At 71.4% G+C, this 15,733-nt stretch carries 8 protein-coding genes; 5 read left to right on the plus strand and 3 right to left on the minus strand.

Annotated elements, in window-relative coordinates; translation table 11 throughout:
- Positions 1–26: 26 nt before the first annotated feature.
- Positions 27–1,514, minus strand: coding sequence for a replication-associated recombination protein A (locus CWT12_RS01125; RefSeq protein WP_161923360.1), 1,488 nt, complete (start codon positions 1,512–1,514; stop codon positions 27–29).
- Between the two features lie 389 nt (positions 1,515–1,903).
- On the opposite strand from CWT12_RS01125, the gene CWT12_RS01130 reads away from it, so the two are divergent.
- Both CWT12_RS01130 and CWT12_RS01135 read left to right on the plus strand, forming a co-directional pair.
- On the plus strand, positions 1,904–2,863 hold the full coding sequence (locus CWT12_RS01130; RefSeq protein WP_161923361.1) for an SPFH domain-containing protein: 960 nt from the start codon (positions 1,904–1,906) through the stop codon (positions 2,861–2,863).
- Between the two features lie 26 nt (positions 2,864–2,889).
- On the plus strand, positions 2,890–3,132 hold the full coding sequence (locus CWT12_RS01135) for a hypothetical protein (RefSeq protein WP_161923362.1): 243 nt from the start codon (positions 2,890–2,892) through the stop codon (positions 3,130–3,132).
- Between the two features lie 532 nt (positions 3,133–3,664).
- On the opposite strand, the gene CWT12_RS01140 is transcribed toward CWT12_RS01135, so the two are convergent.
- A complete protein-coding gene (locus CWT12_RS01140) occupies positions 3,665–6,211 on the minus strand; it encodes an ATP-binding cassette domain-containing protein (protein WP_161923363.1) in 2,547 nt (848 codons plus the stop codon).
- Positions 6,212–6,284: 73 nt separating this feature from the next.
- Between CWT12_RS01140 and CWT12_RS01145 the strand changes: the two genes are divergently transcribed.
- The 3 genes from CWT12_RS01145 (at position 6,285) to CWT12_RS01155 (ending at position 12,686) form a co-directional block, all read left to right on the plus strand.
- Positions 6,285–6,521 carry a helix-turn-helix domain-containing protein gene (locus CWT12_RS01145; RefSeq protein ID WP_161923364.1) on the plus strand — a complete coding sequence of 79 codons (237 nt, stop codon included), beginning with the start codon at positions 6,285–6,287 and terminating at the stop codon, positions 6,519–6,521.
- Entirely contained in the window at positions 6,452–6,742 is a 291-nt protein-coding gene (locus CWT12_RS01150; RefSeq protein WP_237564436.1) for an antitoxin, read from the plus strand. Before CWT12_RS01145 ends, CWT12_RS01150 begins: the two co-directional genes overlap by 70 nt.
- Positions 6,743–6,872: 130 nt before the next feature.
- Complete coding sequence (locus CWT12_RS01155) at positions 6,873–12,686, plus strand: DEAD/DEAH box helicase (protein ID WP_161923366.1); 5,814 nt, start codon at positions 6,873–6,875, stop codon at positions 12,684–12,686.
- Between the two features lie 344 nt (positions 12,687–13,030).
- Here the strand turns inward: CWT12_RS01155 and CWT12_RS01160 are convergent, their stop codons facing one another.
- Positions 13,031–15,601, minus strand: coding sequence for a (Fe-S)-binding protein (locus tag CWT12_RS01160; protein ID WP_161923367.1), 2,571 nt, complete (start codon positions 15,599–15,601; stop codon positions 13,031–13,033).
- Between the last annotated feature and the right edge of the window lie 132 nt (positions 15,602–15,733).

Raw genomic sequence — 15,733 nt, forward strand, 5'->3', positions numbered from 1 at the left:
GCGTCCGCGCGGCCGTTGGTGAGGCGTCAGTCGTCTGAGCGCAGCTTGGCGCGCAGGTCGTCCCAGTAGGCCAGTCGCTCGCGGATGCGCCGCTCGTGGCCGTGATCGGTGGGCTCGTACAGGCGCTCGCGCTGCTTACGGGGCGGGAGGTCCGCGGGCATGTAGTCGGCGCCGGAGAATCCCTCCGGGGTGTCCGGGTCGTACTGGTAGCCCTCGCCGTAGCCCAGCTCTTTCATCAGGCGGGTCGGCGCGTTCAGGATGTGCGCCGGCGGCATGAGCGAACCGGTTCGCCGCGCCAGCTTCATCGCCCGACCCAGGGCCCGGTAGACACTGATCGACTTCGGCGCCGTCGCCAGGTAGACGACCGCCTGGGCGATGGCCAGCTCACCCTCCGGGGAGCCCAGCCGCTCGTAGGCGTCCCACGCGGCCAGAGTCATCCGCAGCGCGCCGGGATCGGCCATGCCGACATCCTCGGAGGCGAAGCGCACCAGGCGCCGCACGACATACAGCGGGTCCTCCCCACCGGCGAGCATGCGCGCCAGCCAATACAGGGCGGCATCCGGATCGGAGCCGCGCATGGACTTGTGGAGTGCGGAAATGAGGTTGTAGTGCTCCTCGGAGGACTTGTCATACAGGGGCGCGCGGGAGACGACGACGGCGGCCAGGTCCTCCTCATTCAGGTAAATCTGCCCGGTGGTAGCGGCGCCTGCGCGTATGGCGGAGTCCTCGGCCGCGGCCGGCTCCGTGCTCGCAGATCGACCAGCGGGTGCGGTCGCGGCTGGGCTGGTACCGCTGCTCTCCTGTGAGCCCGTCACCCCCTGGGAATCCGCATAGCCGATGACCTGCTCGACCATGCCCAGCAGGTAGCGGCCGTCGCCGTCGGCCATGGCCAACAGTGCGCGGCGGGCGCCGTCGGTCAGGGGGAGCCGGCGCCCGAGCAGCGCCTCGGCGCGGGTGAGGAGCTCGGCGAGGGCGGCGTCGTCGAGCCGGTGCAGCACCAGTACCTGGCAGCGGGACAGAAGCGCCCCGTTGAGCTCGAAGCTGGGGTTCTCGGTGGTGGCGCCCACGAGCACCACGGTGCCGTCCTCCACGTACGGCAGGAAGGAGTCCTGCTGGGCGCGGTTGAAGCGGTGGATCTCGTCGACGAACAGCAGCGTCCCCTGGCCGACCTCGCGGCGACGTGCCGCAGCGGCAAACACCTTGCGCAGGTCGGCTACGCCGGAGAAGGTGGCCGAGACCTGCTCGAACACCAGGCCGGTGCGGTCCGCCAGCAGCCGGGCGATGGTGGTCTTGCCGCAGCCGGGCGGGCCCCACAGGATGATCGAGGCCAGGCGTCCGGCGGCCGCCATTCGTCCCAGCGGGGCGTCCGCGGCCAGCAGATGGTGCTGACCGACTACCTCGTTGAGCGCACGCGGTCGCAGTCGGTCCGCCAGCGGCCGGGTGGGATCGTCGATGATCGGGCCGCCGGCATCGGCCGCGGCGTCGAAGAGCGAGGGGGCGTCCTCCGTACTCATAGCTCCAGGCTACGGGGTGACCCCCGACACCGTCTGCGCGCGGCTACTGCGGCGTCTGCCAGGTGGTGGCGCTGCCCGCACCCTGTTCGCCGTTGTAGGAGCACGGATCCGGGGCGCGGGCTTGGCCAAGGTGGCACTGAATGCACCACTTTAGGGGCCTGTCCGGGGGCGAGTGCTCGGTGATTCTGTGGAATCTGGCTGTTTCTGACAGTGTGGTGCGCGCGATGCGATTGAAAGTGGTGCATCTGGTGACAGGTGTGGGCCTGCCGGTGGGTGGCAGTACGGGAAGGGGCTTGCCGCTGACCAAAAAATAGCTATCATATTGCTATAGCTGTCGCGGGTGTCTGGAGGGTGTCGCCTCCGCCGCAGCGGCAAGAACTGGAGTCATCATGTCCACGGAGCCCCGCGTCCCCACCGCCCAGCAGGAGTCCAGTGCCGTTAAGGGACGAGTGGACATTGTGGAGCGTTCCGCCGCCAGTTCCGGATCCGGTGTGGCGTTCCTGGTGCTGCTCCTGCTGCTGGGGCTGTTCGGCCTGTCTGTCGCGGTCTTTGTTGCAGGCGCTATCGCCGTGGACCAAGGCAATTCAGGTGGGGTGCTGCGTCTGGGCGTAGGTGCGGTGGGCCTGATCATCCCGCTGCTGCTGTTCACCTCCTTCACCATCGTCTCCCCAGGGCAGACCAGCGTGCGCCAGTTCTTCGGCCGCTACATCGGCACCGTGCGCCGTACCGGCCTGGTCCTGGTGCCGCCGGTGACGTCCGGCAAGAAGGTATCCATCAAGGTCCACAACTTCGAGACCAATGAGATCAAGGTCAACGACCTTGATGGCAACCCCGTGGAGATCGCGGCCATTGTCGTCTGGCAGGTGGCCGACACGGCCCGGGCGGTCTTCGCGGTCGAGGAGTACGAGGCCTTCATCAAGGCGCAGGCGGAGTCGGCACTGCGGCACGTGGCCACCACCCACCCCTACGACGAGCCCGGCCCCGGCGAGACCTCCCTGCGTGGCGGCACCGACCTGGTCTCCGCCGAGCTGGCCGAGGAGGTGGCCGCGCGCGTGGCGATCGCCGGACTGGAGATCATCGAAGTGCGCATCTCCTCCCTCGCCTACGCGCCGGAGATCGCCCAGGCGATGCTGCAGCGGCAGCAGGCCGGCGCCGTCATTGCCGCGCGCGAGCAGATCGTCGAGGGTGCGGTCACCATGGTGGATCAGGCCCTCAAGCGGTTGGAGGCCGACGATATCGTCTCCATGGACGACGAACGCCGCGCCCAGATGGTTTCCAACCTGCTGGTGGTGCTCTGCTCCGACCAGCGCACCCAGCCCGTCGTCAACACCGGCTCCCTGTACGCCTGAGGTCGGCTCGGTGACGGAGGGCGCCGATGACGGGCGGTAAGCGCAAGCAGGTCCTGCTGCGGCTCGACCCGGCGGTCCACGCGGCCATCGCCAAGTGGGCCGCCGACGACCTGCGCTCGGTCAATGCGCAGATCGAGATCATCCTGCGGCGCGCCCTCGACGACGCCGGTCGGGGAGTCAAGGCCGCACCCATGCGGGGGAGGGGTCGGCCCCGGAAGGATGCCGGCGTCGGGGACGGCGGTGTCGAGGAGGGCGGTGTCGGGGAATGACGGCGCGCGTGGAGTCGACCGGTGGAGCGACAGCGCAGTCGAGCGCGGCAACGGGGCCGGAGCGGACTCTCGTGGTGTGCCGGAGCTGTGCCACACTCGATGCGCGTATCCCAACGGCTCTCGCTGAGGAGGACCGCCGCTTTGTGGAGGTCATAGCAGTCGACTGGCGGGGCGCAGCCCGGATGCGTGGTCGGGGGTACCGGAATCATGGGTGTCCGGATCTATGACAAACGGGTCCGGCGGCGTCGGTGACTGCGGACGAATCGCTGGAATCATGCGGGTGCCGGATCGGGGCTGGCGGGCATCGGTGGTCGTTTGTCATCGATTTTGACACCGTGTCTCCGGACAGCCGGTTCGCAGACCGCCGGGCGGACAGTGGGGCAAGGCCTGACCCAGGTGCGTCACCTGGTACCAGATACGTCTCCATATAGGAACCGAATTCCTTGCCGAGCTCGTAGTCGGGGCCTCCGGGTGGCAGTTCGACGCCGCGAAGACGGAAGCCGGACGAGAAGCTGTGATAGTCCATTGGCAGTCAGCGCCCGCCGTCTTGAGCCAGATGCTCCGCCAAGTAGCGTCCCGTGATCGAAGCCGGGTCGGCGACCAGCTGCTCCGGAGTGTCGGCGGCGACCACCTGGCCGCCCGCCTCGCCGCCCCCGGGCCCCATGTCGATGACGTAGTCGGAGTTCGCGATCACGTCCAAATCGTGCTCGATCACCACGACCGTCGCACCGGCTCCGATGAGCCGGTCGAACACGTCCAACAGCTCCTGCACGTCCAGGGGGTGCAGGCCGATCGTCGGCTCATCGAACACAAACACCGCATCCTCCTGCCGCCTGCCCATCTCGCTGGCGAGCTTGAGGCGCTGGGCCTCACCACCGGAGAGCGCGGGAGTGTCCTCCCCGAGCGTCAGGTACCCGAGTCCGAGATCATCCAGGACGGAGAGCCTTTCGTGGATCTTCTTACTGCCCGTGAACACCTCCAGGGCCTCGCTGACGTCCATGCCCATCAGCTGCGGCAGCGAGTAAGACTCCATGGAGTGTCGCGGCGTCCAGAGGATCTCCTCGGCGTCTTCGCCGTAGCGCTGTCCACCGCAGTCCGGGCAGGTGATGGTCACATCCGGCAGGAACTGCACGTCGAGGGAGATCTGCCCGGTGCCGTCGCAGGTGGGGCAGCGCAGTGAGCCGGTGTTGTAGGAGAACGCGCCGACCTTCAGGCCCCGCGCCTTGGCGTCATCCGTGCCGGCGAAGGTCTTTCGGAGATGGTCGAGGATGCCGCTGTAGGTGGCGACGGTCGAGCGGATGTTGGTGCCGATGGGTGAGGCGTCGATCAAGTTCGCCCGGCGAATGCCCTCGGCTTCGATGCGCCTGACATGAGCGGGCAGTGCCTGCCCCTCGCACCGGGCCCGGAGGCCGGGGATCAGGCTCTCCAGCACCATGGTGGTCTTGCCGGAGCCAGACACGCCGGTGACCGTGGTCAACCGTCCCTTCGGCACCTCCACGTTCAAGGCGTGGACCGTGTGTATGGGGGCGGTCTCCAACAGGATCGTCCCCAGGTCGAACATCTCGGAACGGTCGGTGCGGCGCCGGCTCAGCAGCTGCGCGCCCTCGGCCAGGAAGGGGGCGATCTTCGACCGCGGATTGCGGCAGACCTCGTCGATGCTGCCCTGAGTAATGACGGTGCCGCCCTGGCTCCCGGCCAGGGGACCCATTTCGATCATGTGGTCCGCCCGCCTGAGGACGCGCACGTCGTGGTCGACGAGCACCACCGAGTTGCCGTCGGCGATCAGACTGTCCACGACCTCCATCAGTCCGTCGATATTCGACGGGTGCAGGCCGATGCTGGGCTCGTCGAGCACGTAGAGCACGCCCGTGGTCTCGTTGCGCACCGCGCGGGCGAGCTGGACCCGCTGCCGCTCACCGGTGGACAGCGTGCTGCTGGCGCGGTCGAGCGCGAGATAACCCAGGCCGAGGTCGTTCAGGCGCCTGGCGTTGTCCAGGAAGGAGGTGATGATGCTGTCCGCCATCGGCCGCATGTCCTCGGGCAGGGTGGCGGGAAGGCCCCGCACCCAGGGAACCAGCGCGTCCAGCGTCATGGCGGTGGCCTGCCCCAAGTTCCTGCCCGCCAGCGTGGTGGAGAGCACCTTGGGACTCAAGCGGGTGCCGCCGCAGTCCGGGCAGTCGGATGCGTGGAGATACTTCTCCACGCGTTTCATGCCCTTCTCATCCTTGACCTTGGACAGTGCGTTCTCCACGGTGTGCACCGCGCTGTAGTAGGTGAAGTCCATTTCGGCGGCCGTGTTGGTCTTCTCGTTGACGTACAGGAAATGCCGCTTCTCGGCGGGGCCGTGGAACACGAGCTCCCGCTCCTGCTCCGTCAGTTCCCGGAACGGAACATCCGTGCGCACACCCATCTCCCGGACGATGTCCTTCATGAGCGACCACATCAGGTTCTGCCAGGGGGCGACGGCGCCCTCGTCGATGGTCAGCGACTCGTCGGGCACCAGGGTCGACTCGTCCACCGTACGCACCGTGCCCGTGCCCGAGCAGGTGGGGCAGGCGCCCTCGGAGTTGAAGGCCATCGCCTCCGCGCCGGGGCCGAAGAACTCCTCCCCGCAGACGGGGCACTTGGTCGGCACCATCAGGGCGACGTCCATGCTCGGCGGGCAGGGGTGCCCATTGGGGCAGCAGTGGCTGCCGAGTCGGGAGAACATCAGCCGCAGGCTGTTGAGCAGCTCCGAGGCCGTGCCGAAGGTGGAGCGCACGCCGGGGATGGCCGGCCGCTGGTGCAGGGCCAGGGCCGCGGGCACATGCCGGACCTCGTCCACGTCCGCACGGCCCGCCTGGGTGATCCGACGGCGCGTGTAGGTGGACAGCGCCTCCAGGTAGCGCCGGGAACCCTCCGCGTAGAGCACCCCCAGTGCCAGGGAGGACTTGCCCGAGCCGGATACGCCGGCGATGGCCACCAGCTTCCCGAGCGGCACCTCGACGTCGATGTTCTTCAGGTTGTGGACGCGGGCGCCGCGCACACTGATGGTGGTGGGGCTGGACCGAGCGGTGCCGGTGGGGGCGGTGGCGGACATGGGGCTCACGCTACGTTGAGTCGCCGACACAAACACCTCCATCGCTTTAGCATCCCTGCTCGATGCTTGGTGCATGAGGCGCTTCGATACCAATGCGGCGCCCGAGCTCATCCGTGCCGCACGACGTGACGTGGGGTTGACGCAGACTCAGTTGGCCGAACGCGCTGGCCTGCGGCAGCCGAGTCTGGCCCAGATGGAGTCGGGCAGGCGCCCCGTATCCGACGAAATGCTGGAACGCACATGGTTTCCGGCACCTCGCGAGACTCGTTCCATGGCGGCTCGGACGCCTATGACGTCGCATCAATGGTGATCATTCGGCTGGCGGCACTGTTCGAGCGCCCCGAGTTCGTGCCGTATCTAACGGCCGTCACTCGCGAGGAGCGGCTGGCGATTAGCACGACGCGGAACATTGCGGGCAACACGGGTTACCGATCCATGAATGACGACCTGTTCTGGGCTGCGGTGACGCAGCGGGTGCCGGAGATTCTGGACCGCCTGACCGAGGAGTCGGCAGGGCCTGAGGACCGCTGACGGGCGAATGGTTCGTGGGGCGCCGCTCCGCTCGACCCAGAGCTGTCCGCCACCGCCGTCCGAGACGGCTGCGGGGTGCGAGCCGAAACGGGACCGGTTAATGTCGGTGGTCGCGCCTATCCTGGCTTCGATGTTGCCGACGCTGCCAGATGAGTTCGCTCCCGCCACGCGCGCCTGGTTTGACGCCGCCTTCCCGGCCGGGCCGACGCCGGTCCAGCGGCGCGCCTGGGCGGCCATTGGCCGCGGCGAGAACGTCCTGGTCATCGCCCCCACCGGCTCCGGTAAGACCCTGGCGGCCTTCCTGTCGGCCATTGACCGCCTCTCCCGGTCCGCGGCGCAGGTGGTCCAGGGCGATGAGCCCGCCCCGGCTGGCGCTACCCCGGCCGGCGCTACCCCGGCCGACGCCGCCCCGGCCGACGCCGCCCCGGACGGCGCCGTACCAGCCGAGCGCCGTCGCACGCGGCAGCCGCGCGGGCGCGGCGTGCGGGTCCTGTACATCTCCCCGCTGAAGGCCCTCGGCGCCGACGTGGAGCGCAACCTGCGCCGCCCCCTGGCCGGCATCACCGCGGCCGCCGAAGACCTGGCCGAGCCCGTCGCCCCCATCACGGTGGGCATGCGCACAGGCGACACCACCCCGGCCGAGCGCCGCCGCCTGCGCACCCGCCCGCCGGACATCCTCATCACCACTCCCGAGTCGCTGTACCTGATGCTCACCAGCGCCGTGCGCGAGACGCTGCGCAGCGTCGAGACCGTCATCGTCGACGAGATCCACTCCTTCGCCGGCCAGAAGCGCGGCACCCACCTGGCCCTATCGCTGGAGCGCCTCGACGAGCTCCTGCCCCGCCCCGCCCAACGCATCGGCCTGTCCGCGACGGTGCGCCCGCGCGCGGAGATCGCCCGCTTCCTGGGCGGCATCCACCCGGTGACCCTCATCGCCGACGACGACGTCCACGCCACCCCCGACGTGACCGTCGCCGTGCCCGTGGCGGATATGGCGCGTGTGCCGGCCACCTGGGACCGCCGCGAGCGGGCACTGCGGGGCACGCCCCACCGCGGCGGGACGGCGGGGGAGGGGATAGGCGCCGGTGGCCGTCTTGCCGGTACGCCTGCGGGTTCCGGCACCGGCGGCAGAAGCGGAAGGCAGGTCTGGCGCAGCGACAGGGCGCTGCGGGCCGCCATGACCGGCCGGGCCTTCGGAGGCCTGAACGCGCTCGCCGCCGACGTCTCCGCCGGTGCGCCGACTGCCGGGCAGGCCACTACCGAAGGACTTGATGCGGATGCGGCATCCGTCGGTAAACGCGACACCGGTGCGGGCGCCCCGGCCCGCATGACGGCCTCCATCTGGCCGCATATCGAGCACGCGCTGCTGGAGCAGATCCTCGCTCACCGCACCACGCTCGTATTCGTCAACTCCCGGGGCGCCTGCGAACGCCTCACCGCCCACCTGAACGAGGACTACGCCGCCTACCTGGCGGAGCGCGGCGCCGCATCCGCCCTGGCGGTAGGAGACCAGGCCACCGCCCCAGGCTCACCGGCCGCCGAAGCTCCGGCCGTCGCGGAGGACGCCGTCACCGCCGCCGTAGCCGCCCCGCAAGCCCCGGACGTCGCAGCCGACCTCGCCGACTCGCACGCCATGGGCGAACCCGGCTACCTGGGCGACGCCGCGGTCCTGATGGACTCCAACCTGCCCGCCATGGGTGAGCCGGTCCGCCACCACGAGTCCTGGGAGATGGGGGCCTCCCAGCACACCCAGCCCCTGCCCGCGGGGGCGCCCGTGATCGCCAAGGCGCACCACGGCTCCGTCTCCAAGGAGCAGCGCCGCGAGGTGGAGGAGGAACTCAAGTCCGGCCGGCTGCGCTGCGTGGTGGCGACCGCCTCCCTGGAACTCGGCATCGACATGGGTGCCATCGACCTGGTCCTCCAGGTGGCGCCCCCGCCGTCGGTCGCCGCCGGATTGCAGCGCGTGGGCCGGGCCGAGCACCGCGTCGGCGGCAGGCCCCGCGGGATTATCTACCCCATCCAACGCACTCAGCTCGTGGACGCCACCGTCGTCGCCGAGGGAATGCGCGCCGGCAGCATCGAGCACACCGCCCTGGTGCCCAACGCCCTGGACGTGCTCGCCCAGCAGACCGTGGCCGCCGTCGCCGTCGAGGACCGCAAAGCCGACGACTGGTACGCCACCGTCACCCGCGCCGCTCCCTACGCGACCCTGCCGCGCAGCGCATTCGACGCGGTCCTGAACCTGCTCGCCGGCGGCTACGCCTCGGCCGGCCTCGCCGACCTGGTCCCGCGGATCGTTTGGGACCGCGCCACCGGGGCGCTCACCGCCCGGCCCGGCGCGCAGCGGCTCGCCGTCGCCGCCTCCGGCACCATCCCCGACCGCGGCCTGTATCCGGTGATGCTGCCGGAGGGTGACGCCGCCGCCGGCCGCCGCCGCGTGGGGGAACTGGACGAGGAGATGGTCAACGAGTCCAGCGTGGGGGACGTGATCACCCTGGGCACCGCCTCCTGGCGCATCCGCCAGATCGAGCCCGACCGCGTAATCGTCGACCCGGCCCCCGGCCGCAGCGCCCGCCTGCCGTTCTGGCACGGCGAGGGGGCGGGCCGCCCGGCGGCCACCGGTGCCGCAAAGGGCGCCTTCCTGCGTCAGGCCGCCGCGGTCCTCGGCGACGGCGGCCTCGCCGACCCGCCGGAACCGGCCCTGACGCAGCGATTGGCGCGCGCCGGCCTGGATGCGAGCGCCCAGGCGAATCTGGTGGCCCTGCTGCGCGAGCAGCGGGCGGCGACCGGCGTCGTCCCCTCCGACACCACCCTGGTGCTGGAGAGCTGCCGCGACGAGAACGGCAGCTGGCGACTGATCCTGCACAGCCCCTTCGGGCGTCGCGTGCATGAGCCCTGGGCCATGGCCGTCAAGGAGCGGGCCCGCCGCATGCTGGGGGTCGACCCGCAGATCGTCACCGCCGACGACGGCATGGTGCTGCAGACCCCGCCCACCGACCGCCCGCCGGGCGCGGAGCTGTTCACCTTCGACGCCGCGCAGATCGAGCAGCTGGTGCGCAGCCGCGTCGACCATACGGCGGTATTCGCCGCCCGCTTCCGCGAATGTGCCGCCCGCGCCCTGCTCATGCCGGCCTCCCACCCCGGCCGTCGCGCCCCGCTGTGGCTGCAACGCATGAAGGCCGGCCAACTGTTGGAGGCCTCCCGCCAGTTCCCCGGCTTCCCCGTGTCGGTGGAGGCGGCGCGCGAATGCCTCCAGGACGTCTGGGACCTGCCCGCGTTGCGTGGCCTCATGGAGCGCCTCGCCGCGGGCACGGCCACGCTGGTGGAGGCGGTGACGCAAACGCCGTCGCCCTTCGCCGGCCCGCTGCTGTTCGGCTACACCGGCGCCTTCCTGTACCAGGAGGACCTGCCACACGCCGAGCGTCGCGCCCAGCTGCTCTCCCTGGACCCCGACGTCGTCGCCGAGCTCGTGGGGGACGGTGGCATCGCCGACCTGCTGGATCAGGAGGTCATGGCGCGGGTCGACTCCGAGCTGCAGCGCCTGGCGCCCGGGCGGCGGGCGCGGGCCGACGCCGAGGGGCTGGCCGACCTGCTGCGCGAGCTGGGCCCGCTTTCGGTCGGCGAGCTCGTGGCACGCTGCCAGGGCGACGATGACGCCGGCGTGCGCGCCGGGCTCGCGGAACTGGAACGGGCGCGGCGCGCCTTCCCCGTGCGCGTGGGTGGGCGCGAGTGCTGGGCCCGCGCGGAGGACGCGGCGATGCTGCGCAGTGCCCTCGGCGTCGCGGTGCCCGACTGGGCACAACGCGACGGCGATGCGGATGCATCCCTCGCTGCGGGAGCGCGCGCTGATGCCTGCGCAGCCCTGGGCGGGCCGGATGCGGCCGACATTTCGCCGAGCCCCGCCACCGTGCCCCGCACACCACTGGCCGACCTGGTGCTGCGCTACGCCCGCACCCACGCCGCGGTGACTGTTGAGGCTACGGCGGAGGCCTTCGGGCTGGGTCCGGCTGTGGCCATTGAGGTACTGCAGGCACTGGTCGACGAGGGCGCCCTCATGCGCCTGGGCGGCGGCGATCAGGCCCGCTGGATGGCGCCCGGCGTGTTCACCAGGGTGCGCAACCGTTCACTGGCCAAGGCCCGCGCCGCCGTGCAGCCGGTGCCGGCCGCGGCCCTGCAGCGGCTCGTGCTGGAGCGCGCCGGCATTACTGCGCGTGCGGAGGAGGCGGGCGCCGTACCAGTGGCGGCGGGGTCGCCGGCAGCGCCCGGTACCGCCGTCGGCAGCGGTGAAATCGGCGTCGGCGTCGCGCCCGGACACGGCGTGGAGGCGCTCGCGGAGGCCATCGTCGCCCTGGAGGGCATATGGCTGTCGGCCGGACTGTGGGAGGCGGTGGTCTTCCCAACCCGGGTCGCCGACTACCGTCCCGCCATGCTGGATGAGCTCATCGGCTCCGGGGAGGTGGTCTGGGTCTGCCGGACACCGGACGGAGCCGGGGCCGGACGGCGGGCCGAAGCGGATGCCGGGGCGGCGGACTCTGCGACGCCCTCCGCCGGGGCCGCCCCGAGGCCACCGGCGACGACCATTCCCCCGGCGGCACCCCGCGACCTGCCGGCCCCGGGCCGGGGTGGTGCCGCGCTGGGCGAGATCGCCTTCTTCCCCTCCGACTCCCCGCTGGCCCCCATGGTCGGTGATCCCGTGGGCAGGGACGAACTAGCGGCGCAGGAGCAGTGGGGACTGGTGCTCGCCGGGCGGCTCACGACCGAGTCCTTCGCGCCGGTGCGTGCGCTCCTCCAGCCGCGGCCGACCGCCGCCCCGCCCCGGCGGGTGCGCAGTCGTCGCGCCCGCCGCTACGGCGGATACCGCACCGGCTACTACACCGGCCGCGCTCGCCCTGCGGGAGCCGCGGGCTCGCCGCAATCGACGCAGCCAACAGCGCCGCCGTCGACTCCGCCCATAGCATCGACATCGTCGACCCCGCCCGCAGCACCGGCGCCGCCGGAATCGAGTCCCCGGCGACAGTCGGCTTCGAACGGCGGCGCTCCCACCTTCGGCAGCACCACGACCTCCCACGACCCGGCACTCGCCGCAGCGCTCGCGACCGCCTCCTGGCGCCGACTCTCCCCACCGCAGGCCACGGCCGAGGAGCAGGCCGTCGCCGACGTCGAATCCCTGCTCGACCGCTACGGCGTCGTCGGCCGGGACGTGGCGCTCGCCGCCGGAGTGCCGGGAGGCATCGGCCCGCTGCTGCCGGTGCTGCGCCGCATGGAGGATGCCGGCGTGGTGGCGCGCGGAGCATTTGTCGAAGGGCTCGGGCCGAGTCAGTTCGCCGACCGAGAGACCGTCGACCGGCTGCGCGCCCTGGCCGTGCGGGATACGGGTGCTGTCGGCAACGGGCGCTCCGAGGTGGCCGACCACCTCGTTGCGTCCGCCGCTGCTGCGTCGAACGAGCCCACGACCGGACGGGAGTCGGCACCCCCACCCGCCGACCGCCCCGAGCCGCCGGTGGTCTTGGACCTGAAGGAGCCCGTGTGCCTCGTGGGCGGCGTCGTCCCCTGGCCCGAGCCGGTACTGCCGCCAGAGTTGGCGGCACGGGCCAGGGATGTCGCAGGCGCCCCAGATGCCGGCGAGTTGCCGCGCCCGGCGGCGCGGCAGGGCACGCGCGTCGTCCTGATCGGTGGGCGGCCGGTGCTGCATGCGGCCGAGCGGCTGCGCGCCCTGACCTGCTACACCACCGAGACGGCGGAGCTGGAACGGGCGCTGAACGCCGTCGTCGCCGCCGAGACCCGCGCCGCGTTGCGAGACACTGCCCGCCCGGGCAAACGCGTGGTGGAGACGCTCAACGGCATCTCCGCACTCGACCGGGTGGTCGGCGACCTGCTTCAGACGGCTGGGCTGGTGCGTGACCCGCGCGGCATGCGCCTGCACATCGACCCCTACCGGAGGTGAGCCGTGCCCGACCCGTGCCCGCTGACCGGAGCCCTTCTCGACTCACCCGTCCGGCCGGGAACAGGCTGGCCGGAGGACCCCGCCGACGCCGGGGCGCTCTCTACTACGCCACTTCGGTGTTGGGAACGCCAGTTAGGGGTTTGCTGAAGGGTTCTGAGGCCTTCAGCAAACGCCTAAAGGGCGTAGCAGACGTTGAACTGGCGTAGTAAACGAGTTCTTCGTGTTCGTGGCTGTGGTGGTTCGGGCCGACGGTTGCGGTGTTGTGGCCGTGTTCGGGTGCGAGAGGGCGTCGTCGGGCCGGAGGAGTGGACGGTGCTGTCGCCGCATCCCCGGCCGGCGGGTCCTCACACGGGGGTCGGCTGCTGGCCGCGGTGGACGGCTTCCAGCATGAGGGTGGCCACGTCCGTGACGCGCACGTCGGCGCCCTCGGAGGCGACGCCGTCGGAGAGCATCGTGGTGCAGAACGGGCAGGCCGTGGCGACCACCTGCGCGCCGGTGCCAATGGCCTCCCGCGAGCGCTCCACCGCGATGCGCGTGCCGATCGACTCCTCCATGAAGGCGCGTGCCCCGCCCCCGCCACAGCAGAAACCGCGGTCCCGGCTGCGCGGCATCTCCACGGTGGTGGCGCCGGTCGCCTCCAGCAGTTCACGCGGCGGGGAGTAGATGCGGTTGTGGCGGCCCAGGTAGCAGGCGTCGTGGTAGGTGACGGTCGGGGCAGTAGGGGATGGGGCGGCGTCCCGCGGGAGGGCGTCTCGGCTACCATCCGCGGCCCTCGTGCCTCGGGCCGCTCCCGCCAGCCCCGCCACGCCTTCGACGCCCTCCCTCGGAGCGCCGCTGGCCCCAGCCCCTGAGGCGGGCTGCGCCGTCGACCCCGCCTGCGGAGGAACGGGGCGCAGCCGGCCCTCGCGCACCAGCCGACTGAGCAGCTGCGTGTAGTGCACCACCTCGTAGTGCCCTCCCACCTGCGGATACTCGCGGGCCAGCGTGTTGAAGCAGTGGGCGCAGGTCACCACGATCTTCTGCGCGCCGACCTCATTGAGCGCCTCGACGTTCTGCGCCGCCAGCGTCTGGAACAGGATCTCGTTGCCGGCGCGGCGGGCCGGGTCGCCGGTGCAGGCCTCGCCGTCGCCCAGGACCGCGAAGGACACCCCCGCGGTGTGCAGCAGCTCGGCGACCGCCCGCGTCGTCTTCTTCGCCCGGTCCTCGTAGGCGCCCGCGCAGCCCACCCAGAACAGGTAGTCGACCTCTTCGGCCGACTCGATGTCCTCACCGATTACCGGCACGTCGAAGTCCAGGCCCTTGGCCCAGTCCATGCGCTTGCGCGCCGCCAGCCCCCAGGGGTTGCCCTTGGACTCCAGCTTGCGGAACATCTGCCCCAGCTCCTTGGGGAAGGCGGAGGCCATGAGCACCTGCTGCCGGCGCAGGTCGATGATGTGGTCCAGGTGCTCAATGTCCACCGGGCACTGGTCCACGCACGCCCCGCAGGTGGTGCAGGACCACAGCACGTCGGCCGGGATCACCTCGTCGGCCAGGGGTGCCGGACGCGTGGCCACGCCCGTCTCAGTGGGGGCGGCCTTGGCGGCCAGGAGGGCGCCCAGTACGTCACCGGTGTGGGCGGTGCCCGCGGCCAGGCCCAGATCGTCGTCGTCCTCCAGGCCGTCGGTCATGCCGGTCAGCCGCCCGAGCGGGCCGCGGGAACCGCGGCGCTGAGCCAGCATCTCATCGGTGACATCGTCGGGCTCGACCCCGAGCGCGCTGGCCGCCCGCAGGTACGGGGCGGCGGCGGCGTGATGGTCGCGCAGGGCCAGGGTGAACAGCTTGGGGGACAGGGGCTTGCCGGTGTTCCACGCCGGGCACAGGTCCTGGCAGCGGCCGCACTCGGTGCAGGTGGAGAAGTCCAGCAGGCCCTTCCAGGTGAAGTCCTCGATGCGCTCCACACCCAGCTTGACCTCGGTGCCGGCCTCCTCGGCGGCCTCCATGGCGGCGTCGAGGTCGTCCAGGGTGTCAGCGGTCAGCGGCCGGCCGTCCGGCAGCAGCAGCGGCTTGGCGGGGCCGAGTGCCTTGGTGCCGTCGGTGTTGCGGCGCGCGTAGAGGTTCACGAAGGCCAGGAAGCGGTGCCAGGCCACGCCCATCGACGGCTGTCGGCCCACCACCACGAACCAGCTCATGGAGATGACGACCTTGATGGTCGCCACCACCGTGATAGCGGCCGCCAGGGTGTTCGCGCCCAGCGGCGCCAACAGCGGGCCGGTCCAGGCGGTCAGTGGGAAGTGGGTCCAGTGGGCCAGGGCGGCGTCGGCCGGGTCGGCGGACAGTGCGAGCTGGGCGTGCTCCAGCATTCGCAGCACCAACACGCAGATCACCACGCCGGCCACGACCGCCTCCACGAAGTGTGCCTGCCCCTGGCTGGAGCCGGCGAAGCGGGAGGTGCGGGTGCGGGTGCCGCCGGCGGAGTCGGCGTTGAAGGGGGGTGCGGCGGCGCGGCGGCGGGTAAGGCGGCGGCGCACCATGATCAGGTGGACGATGCCCGCCAGGCTCAGCCAGGCGATGAGCTCAACCACCCACGCCCACCAGGCCTGGTGGCCCAGCCACGGCAGCTCCCAGTGCGGCCCGGCCAGCACTTGGCCGTAGCCGGTGACCAGGGTCAGGAACAGCAGCGGGAAGCTGGCCATCACCAGCCAGTGCGCGGCCCGGATCCAGGGGCGACCCTTGAAGGCGGTGTGGCCGAGGACCTCGCCGAGCATGCGCGCCAGGCGACGGCCCACCGGGCGCAGGCGCTCGCGGGGGACGGGCCGGCCCACGCCCATGCGGTTGGCGATGGTGCAACAGGCGCGGCCGAATACGAAGACGCCGATCACCGTCGTGACTGCGACGATGATGGTGCACACGACGCGGATGCCCATCAGCCAACTCATGGCGTCAGCCTACGCAAGTGCGCGGCCGCCGGGGTGCAGGCGTCATCAAGGCGCGGCTGGGATGCGAGTGGGATGTGGGTGAAAGGCGCGCCGGGGCGCGGGTGAGGTGGCTGGGGCGGGGCTGGTGGCGGC

The organism is Actinomyces sp. 432 (assembly GCF_009930875.1).
Taxonomy (GTDB): Bacteria; Actinomycetota; Actinomycetes; order Actinomycetales; family Actinomycetaceae; genus Actinomyces.

Coding starts and splice junctions, on each gene's coding strand:
- CWT12_RS01125 (WP_161923360.1), bottom strand. CDS start 1,514: ATGAGTACGGAGGACGCCCCCTCGCTCTTCGACGCCGCGGCCGATGCC.
- CWT12_RS01130 (WP_161923361.1), top strand. CDS start 1,904: ATGTCCACGGAGCCCCGCGTCCCCACCGCCCAGCAGGAGTCCAGTGCC.
- CWT12_RS01135 (WP_161923362.1), top strand. CDS start 2,890: ATGACGGGCGGTAAGCGCAAGCAGGTCCTGCTGCGGCTCGACCCGGCG.
- CWT12_RS01140 (WP_161923363.1), bottom strand. CDS start 6,211: ATGTCCGCCACCGCCCCCACCGGCACCGCTCGGTCCAGCCCCACCACC.
- CWT12_RS01145 (WP_161923364.1), top strand. CDS start 6,285: ATGAGGCGCTTCGATACCAATGCGGCGCCCGAGCTCATCCGTGCCGCA.
- CWT12_RS01150 (WP_237564436.1), top strand. CDS start 6,452: ATGGTTTCCGGCACCTCGCGAGACTCGTTCCATGGCGGCTCGGACGCC.
- CWT12_RS01155 (WP_161923366.1), top strand. CDS start 6,873: ATGTTGCCGACGCTGCCAGATGAGTTCGCTCCCGCCACGCGCGCCTGG.
- CWT12_RS01160 (WP_161923367.1), bottom strand. CDS start 15,601: ATGAGTTGGCTGATGGGCATCCGCGTCGTGTGCACCATCATCGTCGCA.